The sequence below is a fragment of the Wenjunlia vitaminophila DSM 41686 genome (assembly GCF_000380165.1).
Taxonomy (GTDB): Bacteria; Actinomycetota; Actinomycetes; order Streptomycetales; family Streptomycetaceae; genus Wenjunlia; species Wenjunlia vitaminophila.
This window is the reverse complement of the sequence record NZ_KB904667.1, coordinates 63,195-76,003: the sequence shown is the minus strand read 5'-3', so window position 1 is coordinate 76,003 and position 12,809 is coordinate 63,195. Positions and strand designations below refer to the sequence as shown.

The following is a 12,809-nucleotide window of genomic DNA, read 5'->3' as shown; positions in this document are numbered from 1 at the left end:
GTACAGCAGCTTCGCGCCGTGCCGGATGATCCCGCCGTGCTCCTGCTCCACCCCCGGCAGGAAGCCGGGCACGTCCACCAGCGTGACCAGCGGGATGTTGAACGAGTCGCAGAACTGGACGAACCGGGCGGCCTTCTCCGACGCCTCGATGTCCAGCACCCCGGCGAGCGACGCGGCCTGGTTGGCGATGATCCCCACCACGTGCCCGTCGAGCCGGCTCAGCGCGCAGATGACGTTGGTCGCCCACAGCGGGTGGACCTCGAAGAACTCGCCCTCGTCGACGATCTCCTCGATCACGTCGCGCATGTCGTACGAGCGGACCGGATCGGTGGGCACCAGGTCCAGCAGCCGGTCGTTGCGCCGGTCGACGGGATCGGTGCACGGAACCACCGGGGGCATCTCCCGGTTGTTGGACGGGAGCATGGAGAGCAGGAAGCGGACCTCCTCCAGGCACTCCAGTTCGTTGTCGTAGACGAAGGTGGCCACGCCGGAGGTGGTCGCGTGCACGTCGGCGCCGCCGAGCTCGTCCTGGCTCACCTGGGCACCGGTCACCGCCTGCACCACGTCGGGGCCGGTGATGAACATCTGCGAGGTGCCGCGCACCATGAACACGAAGTCGGTCAGCGCCGGGGAGTAGGCGGCACCACCGGCGCAGGGGCCCAGCATCACGCTGATCTGCGGGATGACCCCGGAGGCCAGGGTGTTGCGCTGGAAGATCCCGCCGTAGCCGGCGAGCGCGGTGACGCCCTCCTGGATGCGCGCCCCGGCCCCGTCGTTCAGGCTCACCAGCGGCGCGCCGGCCTGCCGGGCCAGGTCCATCACCTTGTGGATCTTCGCTGCGTGGGCCTCGCCGAGCGCCCCGCCGAAGATCCGGAAGTCGTGCGCGTAGACGAACACGGTACGGCCGTGCACCGTCCCCCAGCCGGTGACCACCCCGTCGGTGTAGGGCTTCTTGTCCTCGAGCCCGAAGCCGGTCGCCCGGTGCCGCCGCAACCCCTCGATCTCGTGGAACGAGCCCTCGTCGAGCAGGAGCTCGATACGCTCCCTGGCGGTCAGCTTGCCCTTGGCCCGCTGTGCCTCAGTCGCCCGGTCGCTGGGGCCGCGACGGGCCTGCGCCTGCTTGTCCTTCAGCTCCGCGACAGCCGCACGCATGCCCGTCACGGAGGGCCCCTTGGGGCCGCGTGGCGTGGCAGCGTCAGCACCGGAGCCGTCCGGGGCGCCGTCCGCCCCCAGAACCGGCTCGCTGACGATCGTCATCCCAGACCTCCAGTCGGTCCGTAACTCCTGCGGCAAAGACCGTAGGAAAATCTGCTCGTGAACAGCTCAAGCACCGCAACCGGCGAAAATGACATCACGAGGCAGCCGGTCGGGCAAACCCGGGTCGCCGGTTGCCGCTTCCACTCATATCTCATACTGCCGGGTCACATGAACTCCACCCAGCAACCTCCCGCGCTGGTCAGAGGCCGGCCGGAAGCGCAATGTGGCTTGTCCACAACGTTTTAGCGGGGCACCAGGGGGATGTCGCCAGGATGGTTTCCTGGTGATCGGATCATCGGCCCGGCGTCGGGCCGGAACCAGATCGGAAAGGACACGTCATGCTGATCGTCGAACTCTCCTTCACATCCGTGAGCGAGGAGCGGATGGCGGCCCTCCCCAGACACCGGGAGAACATCCTCCGGCTCCACCGCGAGGGCAAGGTCTTCGCGGCCGGCCCCCTGGCGGATCGCTCCGGAGCCCTGTTGATCTTCAGCGTGGAACGGGATGAGCTCGACCGCATACTCGCCGATGACCCCTACTTCCGGTCCGAGGGGTGCACCATCGCCAGCATCCGCCGCTGGACCCCGATGCTGGGCGTGGCCTGACCACCCGGGGACGGACGCGGGCCGGACCGGGGGTGCCGGGTCCGGCCACGCCGCGGAACAACGAGGGGTCACGTGACGTTCTCCTCCCCGGACGACCGCAGGGCAGAAGAACGGGGCTGAACGATGAACGACACGCGCCCGGCCGGGGAGGAAGCACGGGCCCGCACGGCGCGGGGCGCGGCACCCGCGACGGAGGCACCCGGGGACGACCGGATGGTTGACGCCTACCTGGATCGCCTCGGGGTGGCCAGGCCGGCCGAGCCGGACGTCGCCGCGCTGCGCGAGCTGCACCTGCGCCACCTGCGGACGGTGCCCTTCGAGAACCTCAGCATCCACCTCGGCGAAGAGGTGGTCCTTGACCACCCGGCCCTGCTGCACAAGGTGGTGGTGCGGCGGCGGGGCGGCTTCTGTTACGAGCTCAACGGGGCTTTCGCCTGGCTGCTGACCGCCCTGGGCTACACCGTCGAGCTCCTGTCGGCCCGGATGCACGGCCCGAACGGCTTCGGGCCGCCCTTCGACCACCTGGCGCTGCGGGTGACCGTCCCGGGTGACCGCCTCGGGCCCTGGCTGGCTGACGTGGGCGCGGGCAACCACTGCCACCTGCCGCTGCGGCTGGCTGACCGGGGGGAGCAGTCCGATCCCGTCGGCAGCGTCTTCCGGATCGTGCGGGCCCCGGACGGCGACCTGGACGTGGTCCGGGACGGCGAGCCGAGCTACCGCCTCGAGCCGCGGGCGCGGACCCTGTCGGACTTCCTGCCCACCTGCTGGTACCAGTGCACCTCGGCGCACTCCCACTTCACCGCCAATCCGATCTGTTCTTGGGTCACCGACGAGGGGCGGATCAGCATCAGTGGTCGGACGTTGGTCCGCACGGCGGGGAGCACGGTGAGCAGGGAGCCGCTCGCCGACGACGAGGCGGTGCTCGCCGCCTACCGCGAGCACTTCGGCATCGTCCTGGACAGGGTCCCCGCGGGGCCGGGACGGCCCACCGACGCGCCGGGCTGACCGGCGGGCCCCACGGTTCAGCCGGCCCGTTGACCGCCCGCCCGACCGGTGCCCGGTGGCCTCGCGGCGGACCGGGAGGCGAGGGCAGGTCCCCCCGAGACCTGCCCGCCGCCCCCTCGGGCCCGCCGTTCACGCCCCCGCGGCACCCGCCTGCGCCTCCTGGTCCACCGTCTCGCGCAGCGAACGGGCCAGGAGGTACGCCAGGTACGGCTCGTCCCGCATGGCGAGGTGCAGCCGGTTGTTGGTCATCCGCAGGTAGGGAGTGAGCAGCAGCTCAAGCGCGGCGGGCGGGTCCGCGAGGTGGCCCCCCGGGTTCCACGACCGGAAGACCAGCTTCCCCCGCTCGGCCAGGTCCACCACCCGTTCCCGCAGCTCCGTGCAGTGCTCGGCCCAGGTGTGGAACAGGCCGGGCAGCCTTCCCGCGTCCTCGCCGAACGCCCGGCGCACCCGGGCGAACCGACGGCGCACGTCGGGGCCCATGGTGTTGTAGCCCCGGTCGTAGCCCGCCTGGGTGGGGGGCGCCGCCAGGGAGAAGGTCCGCAGCCAGAACTCCTGGTAGTGCAGGAGGAATTCCTCGATCCGCTGGTCGTCACGGAGGAAGGCGGTGGCCATCACCATCATGAGCTGTGCGCCGAGGGTCAGTTGGGCGGGGCGCCGCCGCAGGTCCATGGAGCGGGCGGCCTCGATGACCAGGTCGGAGGAGTGCTTGAAGTGCCACTCGGCCAGGGCCACCCCGGCCTCGCCGCCGTACCTGCCCCACTCCGGCTCGTAGGGCTCGAAACTGAACGTGTTGGTGGGGCGCAGCCGCGCCCGTCCGTCGGGCTCCAGCAGCAGCTTGCGCTGCTCCGGGGTGTAGTCGATCTCGAACATGGTGCTGTAGAAGTCGACCAGTTCCGGCTTGATCTCGTACAGCGCGGGCCGGTCCTCCAGGAAGGCGCTGACCGCGGTCCGCGAGCGCCGGAGGATCTGACGGGTGTCCGCCCCCGCCCGAGGTCTCAGCCGTAGTCGGAGGTGCGGCCCCTCAAGCCAGCTGTGGACGAAGAAGTACTCGCTCACCAGACCATCCACGATCAGCCCGTTGACCAGTGGGTCGACGCACTGCATCAGCAGGGGACCCGGGTCCCCCGCGTAGAAGATATGAATGGCCTGCCATTCGCCAGGCACTATGCCCTGCGTGGTCATGTCGTTTCACCCACCTCGACGCCATGCCCCGTACCGCAGCGTTGCTCCAGTGAAACGTGACATCAGTCGCATGAGCTTCACTTGAACGCGCAACCAAAACGCTACGAAACAGGTCACCTGCCCCGCCGCGGGGTGGCCGAAATCCCGGGACCGCAACCAAGCGGCCCGGTTGGGCGCCGCACCACCGGCCCCGGGTCATCGTTGCGGCGGTCCCGGGGCCGGTGGGCGCGCGGTGGTGAGCCTCGGTTCGCGCCGGGGGACGGTGAGGTGGGTGACCGTCGTCATGGCGCGGCTGCCGGACGTCCCGGCGGGGTGACCGGCCGCCCCGGTGGGTGGGGAGGGCGGGTCCGGCAGGGACCGAGGGCTCACACGTATTCGCGGTACCGGGCGCAGAGCTGGGCCACTGCCCGAGAAGCGCGCCGGTGCACCTCTTCGACCGGTATGCCCAGGGCCGCCGCGGCCTGGGCCGGAGAGGAGCGCAGGATGTGCAACCGCCTGACCACGTCACGGTCCGTGGCGTCCCACACGGTCAACGCGCGTAGTACCTCACCGCGCTCGGACATCACCGCCCGACTGTCGATCGTCGTCTCCATCGAACTCCCCCGATGCTGTCGCGGTCGCCGTAACGGCCGAAGCAGAGCACGACCGGGGTGGCCCAGTCGAACCGTCGATAACCATAAGTGTGCCGAGCGTGTTCCCAAAGGGCGCGCAGGGGCCTGTTCGGCGAGCGGGCGGGTCTGCGCGATGGGCGGTCGCCTCAGCTCGACCAGCGGTCGGCCCGGCGCGCCGGCGCGCACCGCGCACGTGCGCTGGTAGGCGCCGTACCGTCACTCCGGAGCCGCGCATGTCATCGCTGCCGGGGCCGGGTGCGCAGCGACGGCGGCGACGGGTGCACCCCCGGGCGGTACTTGGGAAACCGTGCGGTGATCTTCATCCCGGCGCCCACCGCGGTCTCCAACACCAGCCCGTAGTCGTCGCCGTAGACCTGGCGCAGCCGCTCGTCCACGTTGCGCAGGCCGATGCCGGTGGAGGGACCGCCCTCGCCGCGCAGGACCGCCCGCAGCCGCTCGGGGTCCATCCCCACCCCGTCGTCCTCGATCACCACCACGGCCTCGGCACCCGCGTCCCGGGCCACGATGGAGATGTGACTGCGCGCCACGGAGCCCTCGAGGCCGTGTTTGACCGCGTTCTCCACCAGCGGTTGCAGGCACAGGAAGGGCAGGCTGACCGCCAGCACCTCGGGGGCGATCTGGAGGGTCACCGCCAGCCGTTCCCCGAACCGGGCCCGGACCAGGTTCAGGTACTGCTCGATGGAGTGCAGCTCGTCCACGAGGGTGGTGAACTCCCCGTGCCGGCGGAACGAGTAGCGGGTGAAGTCCGCGAACTCCAGCAGCAGGTCACGCGCCCGCTCCGGGTCGGTCCGCACGAACGACGCGATGGCGGCGAGCGAGTTGAACAGGAAGTGCGGGGAGATCTGGGCGCGCAGGGCCCGGATCTCGGCCTCGATGAGCCGGGTGCGGGAGTGGTCGAGCTCGGCGAGCTCGAGCTGGACGGAGACCCAGCGGGCCACCTCGCTGGTCGCCCGCACCAGCACCGGCGACTCCCGGGCGCCGAACGCGGCGAGGGTGCCCACCACCCCGTTGTCCCCCGTGAGCGGGGCCACCACGGCCCAGCGGATGGCGCATCCCTCCTGGGCGCAGGTGAGCGGGAAGGCCTCGCTGCGGCCCGTCTCCAGGACCTGCCGGACCTGCGTCATCAGTCCCGCGGTGTGGTGTTCGCCGGAGCCGTCCCAGGTGAGCACGGTGGACCGGTCGGTCAGGCAGAGGGCGTCGGTGCCCAGCAGGGTGCGCAGCCGCCGCGCCGCCTTGCGTGCGGTGTCCTCGGTGAGCCCGGCGCGCAGCGGCGGCGCGGCGAGCGAGGCGTTGTGCAGGGTCTGGAAGGTGGCGCGCTCCACCGGGGTGCCCAGGGCCCGCCGGCCTGCCCCCCGGCGGCGGCCCGCGACGTGTCCGAGCGCCGCGCCGGCCGCCAACAGCAGCACGGAGCCCACCGCGAGCCCGAGGGTCACCAACACGGTCAACGTGTCGCTCCCTCGGGCAGGTGGAGACGGGCCATGGTGGCGCCGGTACCGGGCGGTATCCGGCTCGCGGTGGCCAGGGAGACCACGATCATCGCCAGGAAGCCCAGGGGCACCGACCAGACCGCCGGCCAGGCCAGCAGCGCCCTCGGCCAGCCGCCCTCGGGGAAACCGGCCATGGTGGCGGCAACCGCGGCCAGCGCCGCCCCGCCGCCGACCAGCAGACCGGTGACCGCCCCGGCCGCGGTGAGCCGCCGCCACCAGATCCCCAGCACCAGCAGCGGGCAGAACGACGACGCCGAGACGGCGAACGCCAGGCCCACCGTGTCGGCCACCGGCAGGTCGCTGACCGCCAGGTAGGCGGCCACCGGAACGCTCATCGCCAGCACCGTGGCCAGCCGGAAGTGCCGCACCCCGAGGGAGGGCAGCAGGTCCTGGGTCAGCACTCCGGCCACGGACATGGTCAGTCCCGAGGCGGTGGACAGGAACGCGGCGAACGCACCGCCGACGAGCAGTGCCTCGAGCAGGTCCCCGCCGAGTCCCCCCAGCAGCCGGCCCGGCAGCAGCAGGACCGCGGCGTCGGTGCCCCCGGTCATGATGAGCTCCGGTTCGTACAGCCGCGCCAGCGCCCCGTAGACCGGGGGCAGGAGGTAGAAGGCGCTGATCATCCCGAGGACGACCAGGGTGGTGCGGCGGGCGGCGTGCCCGTTGGGGCTGGTGTAGAAGCGCACCACGACGTGTGGCAGCCCCATGGTGCCCAGGAAGGTGGCGACGATCAGTCCGTAGGTGGAGTACAGCGGGTGGGCGTCCCTGCTGCCGGAGAGCGGCTCCGCCCAACTCGAGGTGCCAGCCGAGGCGTGCTCGGCCGGCCTGGGCACCGTTGAGCCGGGGGTGAAGCGCAGGTCCGTGCCGCCCTCGATGGTGTGCGTGCCCGGTTCGAGGAGGACGCCCTCGTCACGGTAGCGGGTGGCGTCCACGGTCCCGGTGACGGTGACCGTCAGCGGCTCCTCGATCCGCAGCCGCAGGGTGTCCTCCACCTGCACCTGGGTGTGCTGGCGGAACGTCGGCGGTTCGTCGAACGGCCCGCGGGGGGTGCCGTCGCCGTGCCAGGCCGCCACCAGGAACAGCGCGGGCACCAGCAGCGCGGTCAGCTTCAGCACGTACTGGAAGGCCTGGACGAAGGTGATGCTGCGCATCCCCCCGGCGGCCACCGCGGCGGTCACCACGACCGCCACCAGTAAGCCCCCGGTCCACCGCGGCGCCCCGGTGATCACCCGCAGGGTCAGCCCGGCCCCCTGGAGCTGCGGCAACAGGTAGAGCCAGCCCACCCCGACCACGAACGCGCTGGCCGCCCGGCGCACGGTGCGGGACTCCAGCCGGTCCTCGGCGAAGTCCGGCAGGGTGTAGGCGCCGGACCTGCGCAGCGGCGCCGCCACGAACAGCAGCAGCACCAGGTAGCCGGCGGTGTAGCCGACCGGGTACCAGAGCATGTCTGTGCCCTGGGCCAGCACCAGGCCGGCCACCCCGAGGAACGAGGCCGCCGACAGGTACTCACCGCTGATCGCGGCGGCGTTCAACCGCGGCGGGACGCTGCGGGAGGCGACGTAGAAGTCGGAGGTCGTGCGGGAGATCCGCAGCCCGAGGCCGCCGATCAGGACGGTGGCCACCACCACGACCGCGACGGCCGTCACCGCGTACGCCTGGTTCACCGGTGGGCCCCGTCCCCTGGGGTGCGGGCGTCGCTCGGTCTGGCCCCGTCCACGCGCTACTGGCCCTCGACCAGGTCCACGAAGTCCTGTTCGTTGCGCTCGGCCCGCCGCACGTACCAGTGGCCCAGGCAGAGCAGCACCGGGTAGGTCGCGCCCCCGAGCACCAGCCACACCAGCGCCGGGCCGGAGAGCCAGGGCCCCAGGCCGTCGGGGACCGCGGCGAAGACCAGGGGGAGCGTGCCGACCAGCAGGGCCAGCACACCGAACCCGCACAGACCGGCACGCAACTGGCTGCGCATCAGGCCGCGGACGTAGGCCCCTCCCACCTCGGTCTGCTCGTCGATCTCCGAGCGGACCCCGAGCTGGCGCACCGGGCGGCGGCGCAGCGGCTCGCCGACCACCACCTCGCGGCGGGGCGCGGGACGTTCGGACACGGCACGACCCCCTTCCCCCAGCCGGATGACCCGGCACACCGTCAGGCGTTCGGTTCGGGAGTGTAATCGCGAAGAGCGACCGTTGACCCGGCCTCGGCCGGATCAATCACGTTCCGGTTCGGCACGGGCGACGGGGGACCCGGGTGGGGAGCGGATCAGCCCCCCGGGCCGCTGGCCAGGTCGCCGTAGGCGATCTCCAGCTCGGTGTAGGACTCCTCCGCCCGGCGGAACGCGATCTCCATGGCCGCCGCCGCCCGCGGCCCGGCGAACCGCTGGGCCGACTCGTGCAGCTCGTACAGCACGTCCGCCCAGTGCCCCGCCGCGCTCTTGGCCCGGGCGAGCAGCGTGGCCAGTTCCTTGGCGTCCACGGGGGTGGTGGACGTCAGCCCGCGCAGCTCGTCCAGCAAGGCGTCGATCGACACGTCCGTCTCGGACACGAAGGGCCCCTCTGTCGTGGTTCACGCCCCGGAGGGCACCCCGTGTCGGACAGGGTAGGAGGAGCGGGGCCCGTGCCGCAGGCGGGCAGGGCACGATTCCCGTGAACGGCAGCCTCGACGCGCCGTACGGCGCCCGGCGAGCGACGAACGGCTCAGCGGTCCCGGGCCTGTCGGACCAGCAGGTCCCTCAGTTCCCTGGCGTGACGGCGACTCACCGCGAGCACCGCGTCCCCCACCCGGACACTGGTGCTGCCGGCGTCCAGGCGCAGCTCGTCGATCCGGCGCAGGGCCACCAGGTGGCGGCGGTGGATCCGGACGAAGCCCTGGGCGCGCCAGCGTTCCTCCAGCACGGACAGCGGGATGCGCACCAGGTGGCTCGCCCCGTCCACGGTGTGCAGCCGGGCGTAGTCCCCCTGGGCCTCGGCGTAGGTGATCTCCTCCGCCTGGACGAAGCGGGTCACCCCGGCCAGCTCCACCGGGATGTGGTCCGGGGTGATGTCGGGCGGACGGACCTCGGCCGCCCGTTCGCGCTGCCGCCCCCGCTCGCCCTCGCGGTCGTCCGGGGACCGTTCCTCGGGGCCGCCCGGGGCCGCCGGCTCCTGGCCCACCGCCCGTCGACCGCTCAGCGCGGCCAGTTCCGCGACCCTGCGCACCGCCTCGGCGAGCCGTTCCCGACGCACCGGTTTGAGCACGTAGTCCACCGCGTCCAGGTCGAAGGCCCGGACCGCGAAGTCCTCGTAGGCGGTGACGAAGACGATCAGTGGGGGTTCGGCGAACCCGGCGAGCAGGCGCGCCATGTCCAGGCCGTTGAGACCGGCCATGTGGATGTCCAGGAAGACGACATCGATGGCGTCCTCACCGTCCGGGCCCCCTTCGAGCGCCCGGCTGATCCGGCGCAGGGCCGCGGTCGCGTCGACCGCTCCCTCCGCCCGGGCCACCCGCGGGTCGGCGCGCAGCAGGTACAGCAGCTCTTCGAGCGCGGGTTCCTCGTCATCCACCGCCAGAGCACGCAGCATGCGGCGGAGTCTAGGCAATGGCGCGCGCGACGGACACGGCCTGGACAACACCATCCGACGCGGAACCGCGCACGGACCGCCCCCACCCACCGCCTCCGGGGCGCGGACACCGGCCGGCACGGGCCTTCCGCACCGCGGCCGGGCCGGGGGTCCGGAGGGGGTTCGCACGCCATCCTCCCGCGGCCGACCAGGTGTTCGGGCCCGCGCGGCGGGTGCGCGGGCCGCTCCCGGGCTCCGTCCCCCGGACCCGGGCCACAGGGGTACGGCCGGGCCGCTCCGGGCGTTGTCCTGCCCGACCCGGGCCCTCAGGGTGCGGCCAGGGGGAAGTTCGGGCTGCGCCGCACCCTGCCGTCGCCGTCCACGGTCAGCAGGGCGTAGTCCGGCAGGGTGCCGATCCAGGCGTGTGCCTCGGGACCCATGACCACGGCCGCGGTCGCGTAGGCGTCGGCCCAGGTGAGGTCCGGCCCGGTGACGGTCGCCGCGAGCAGGGCAGCGGCCGGGCGGCCTGTGCGGGGGTCGATGATGTGGGCACCGCGCTCGGCGCCGCCCGAGGTCGCCACGGCGTGGTCGTGGCCCGCGACGACGGCGAGGAGCCGCCCGGGGCGCCGGGGATCGGCGACGCCCGTGCGCCAGGGCGTGCCCGGCCTCGGGGGCGCCCCGAGACACACGTCGCCGCCGCCGTTGACGCTGCTGCGCGGGGCGCCGGCGGCACGCAGCAGCGCGTGCGCCCGCTGGGTGGCCCACCCCTTGACCAGCCCGCACGGGTCCAGCACCCCGGCGGCCCGGGCCGAGAAGCAGCCGCCGGTGCGCTGCTCCGCCTCCTCGCACCAGCCCAGTACGAGCCGCACCTCCGGCGGCGCGTCGGTCCGGTGCAGCTCGCCGCGCGCCAGGCGGCTGACGGCGCTGTCGGGCCGGAAGGGGGAGAAGGCGCGGTCCACGCGGTGGAGGAGCGCGACGGCGCCGCGCAGCCCGCCGAGCACCGCCGGGGTGGGGGCGTGCCGGACGTCGAAGGAGAAGACCGTCCCCATCACCGGTTCGGTGTGCCGCACCCGGTCCGGCTCCACGGTGGTGCGGCCGCCGCCGGGGAGGACCGTCGTCTCAGCCACGGACCTGGTCCAGGGCGCTCTGGAGGGACTGCGCGTAGCCCTCGCTGGTGTAGCTGGCGCCGGAGACCGCGTCGATGTGCGCGCTCTGGGCGGCCAGGGCCTCGTCGGTGAGGCGCGGCAGTGCGTAGGCGGCGATCTCCCGGTCGCGGTCGTTGTCCGAGGGCGCCTGAAGGACCCGCACCGCGGTGAGCCGCCCGTGGGTCAGGGTCGCCGCCACCTGCACCGGCCCGTAGCGGGTGTCGACGGTGTCGCCGGTGTAGGTGCCCGACCGGGCTCCCCAGGCCTGGCCGGGTGCCGTGCCGCCGCCCGTGGGCTCGCGGTCCGGGGCGGGCGCGGTCACCTGGGCGAGGTGGTGGGGCTTGAGCGCCAGCAGCAGGACGATGCCCACGACGGTGGCGACGACGAACACGGTGGTGCGGCGCACGACGGCTCCCAGGGGGACGTTGCGGGGTGGGCGCTGCCCGCGGGCGGGCGGGCTCACAGGGCGAAGGACTCGTGGTGGACCCGGCTCCGGGGGACCCCCGCGGCCCGCAGGGCCCGGTGGGCCGCCTCCGTCATCCCCGGGGGCCCGCACAGGTACACGTCGCGGTGGGCCACGTCGGGCACGAGCGACGCGAGCGTCGCGGCGGTGAGCGGCAGCGCGTGACCGGCCGGCCGGCCGACGGAGTAGTGGACGCGGGCGCCCCGGGCGGCAGCGACCTCGTCGAGCTCGCGGCGCAGGACCAGGTCGTCGGGGGTGCGCGCCCAGTAGATCAGCACGGGGTCGCCCGGCAGCGTCTCGAAGAGCGCCCGCAGGGGCGTGATGCCGACCCCGCCGGCCAGCAGCAGGGTCCTTCGGCTTCTGGCCCGCTGCGCGGTGAGCGCCCCGTACGGCCCCTCCGCCCAGACCCGGGTGCCCGGGCGCAACCGGGCGAGGGCGGCGCTGTGGGAGCCGACGGCCTTCACGGTGATCCGCAGGCCGTGCGGCCCGGCGGGGGCGGACAGGGAGTAGGGGCTCGCGGTCCACCACAGGCCCCGGGCGAGGAAGCGCCAGCGGAAGAACTGGCCGGGCCGCGCGGCGAGACGGTCCAGGCGCTCGCCGGTGACGAGGACGGACACGACGCCCGGCCCCTCCTGGCGCACCCCGGCCACCCGCAGCCGGTGGCGGCGGGCCGCCCGCAGGGGCACCAGGACGCGGAACCAGCCCACGAGGCCGGCCGCCCCCAGGTAGAGGGCGTACCACAGCGCCTGCGCGCCGCGGTTGCCGACGAACTCCGCACCGTTGGCGAGCACGTGTCCGAAGGAAAGGAAGATCGCCGCGTAGGTGAGCAGGTGGAGGTAGTGCCAGGTCTCGTAGCCCAGCCTGCGCCGCGCGGCCCTCGCCGAGACGACGGCGGTCAGCAGGAACAGCGCGAACGCGGCGGTCGCCTTGAGCATCTCCGGGTAGTGCAGGACGAGCACCGTCTGGTGGACCACGCCGGTGTGTCCGGTCAGGGAGTAGCCCCAGACGATCAGCAGGGCGTGGGCGACGACCAGGGACACCGTGTACCGGCCGGCCGCCGCGTGCCAGCGTGCCAGCCGGTCGGTGCCGACCGTGCGGTCCAGCCAGGGCACCCGCGCCATCAGCACCACGAGCACCGCGCAGGTGTAGCCGGCCAGCAGCCCGGCGATGCGGCCGGCGCCGCTGATCCAGTCCCCGGCTCCGACCACGGCGGTGGTGTCGGACCACCACAGGGCGAGGACGGCCACCGCCCCGGTCCAGCCCAGCAGGTGCACGGCGGCGGGCACCAACCGGGGCCAGGGACGCGGGCGGGGTGGCAGCGCGCGGGGGCGCCGGACCGGCGGTGTTCCGGCCGCGGTGGTTCCGGCCATGGCTCCTCCGTGGGTCGTCGGGCGGGCCACGGGAGCGCCTGGCCCTCGGCGATGGCCCCAGCGTGCCCACCGGTGCTCTGAGAACCCTCTGAAGAAGGCGCCGGAGGGATCATTCAGAGGAAACTCAGAGGCT

Annotated in this window: 13 protein-coding genes; 2 read left to right on the top strand and 11 right to left on the bottom strand. The window is 73.4% G+C overall.

Translation table 11 applies throughout. The features are described from left to right. Positions 1–1,152, bottom strand: a 1,152-nt coding sequence (locus A3IG_RS29605; RefSeq protein ID WP_051087485.1) for an acyl-CoA carboxylase subunit beta, incomplete at its 3' end; no start/stop codon positions are given. Between the two features lie 443 nt (positions 1,153–1,595). Here A3IG_RS29605 and A3IG_RS0112940 point away from each other — a divergent pair. Both A3IG_RS0112940 and A3IG_RS0112935 read left to right on the top strand, forming a co-directional pair. Further along, the gene (locus A3IG_RS0112940) at positions 1,596–1,862 is read left to right on the top strand and encodes a YciI family protein (RefSeq protein ID WP_018383989.1); all 267 of its coding nucleotides are present in this window, start codon (positions 1,596–1,598) and stop codon (positions 1,860–1,862) included. Positions 1,863–1,985: 123 nt separating this feature from the next. Continuing rightward, positions 1,986–2,867: an arylamine N-acetyltransferase family protein gene (locus A3IG_RS0112935; protein WP_018383988.1), complete on the top strand. Its 882-nt coding sequence runs from the start codon at positions 1,986–1,988 to the stop codon at positions 2,865–2,867. A gap of 129 nt (positions 2,868–2,996) precedes the next feature. Here A3IG_RS0112935 and A3IG_RS29600 read toward each other — a convergent pair whose 3' ends face one another. From A3IG_RS29600 to A3IG_RS0112885, 10 genes are all read right to left on the bottom strand, one after another. Further along, positions 2,997–4,049, bottom strand: coding sequence for a lantibiotic dehydratase C-terminal domain-containing protein (locus tag A3IG_RS29600; protein ID WP_040911365.1), 1,053 nt, complete (start codon positions 4,047–4,049; stop codon positions 2,997–2,999). Positions 4,050–4,414: 365 nt separating this feature from the next. Next, positions 4,415–4,642, bottom strand: a complete 228-nt coding sequence (locus A3IG_RS0112925) for a hypothetical protein (RefSeq protein WP_018383986.1) — start codon at positions 4,640–4,642, stop codon at positions 4,415–4,417. A gap of 254 nt (positions 4,643–4,896) precedes the next feature. Next, the gene (locus A3IG_RS0112920) at positions 4,897–6,126 is read right to left on the bottom strand and encodes a histidine kinase (protein ID WP_018383985.1); all 1,230 of its coding nucleotides are present in this window, start codon (positions 6,124–6,126) and stop codon (positions 4,897–4,899) included. Next, entirely contained in the window at positions 6,123–7,832 is a 1,710-nt protein-coding gene (locus tag A3IG_RS0112915; protein ID WP_018383984.1) for a sodium/solute symporter, read from the bottom strand. The genes A3IG_RS0112920 and A3IG_RS0112915 overlap by 4 nt, the downstream gene beginning before the upstream one ends. 56 nt (positions 7,833–7,888) lie before the next feature. Further along, the gene (locus tag A3IG_RS0112910; RefSeq protein ID WP_018383983.1) at positions 7,889–8,266 is read right to left on the bottom strand and encodes a hypothetical protein; all 378 of its coding nucleotides are present in this window, start codon (positions 8,264–8,266) and stop codon (positions 7,889–7,891) included. A 155-nt stretch (positions 8,267–8,421) separates the two neighbouring features. Continuing rightward, complete coding sequence (locus A3IG_RS0112905) at positions 8,422–8,703, bottom strand: hypothetical protein (RefSeq protein ID WP_018383982.1); 282 nt, start codon at positions 8,701–8,703, stop codon at positions 8,422–8,424. A 152-nt stretch (positions 8,704–8,855) separates the two neighbouring features. Next, positions 8,856–9,719: a LytR/AlgR family response regulator transcription factor gene (locus A3IG_RS0112900; protein WP_018383981.1), complete on the bottom strand. Its 864-nt coding sequence runs from the start codon at positions 9,717–9,719 to the stop codon at positions 8,856–8,858. Between the two features lie 305 nt (positions 9,720–10,024). After that, a complete protein-coding gene (locus A3IG_RS0112895; protein ID WP_018383980.1) occupies positions 10,025–10,825 on the bottom strand; it encodes an FAD:protein FMN transferase in 801 nt (266 codons plus the stop codon). Next, complete coding sequence (locus tag A3IG_RS0112890) at positions 10,818–11,249, bottom strand: FMN-binding protein (protein ID WP_051087480.1); 432 nt, start codon at positions 11,247–11,249, stop codon at positions 10,818–10,820. Before A3IG_RS0112890 ends, A3IG_RS0112895 begins: the two co-directional genes overlap by 8 nt. Before the next feature lie 53 nt (positions 11,250–11,302). Then, positions 11,303–12,676 (bottom strand): ferredoxin reductase family protein, encoded by a 1,374-nt coding sequence (locus A3IG_RS0112885; protein WP_018383978.1) that lies wholly within the window; start codon positions 12,674–12,676, stop codon positions 11,303–11,305. Between the last annotated feature and the right edge of the window lie 133 nt (positions 12,677–12,809).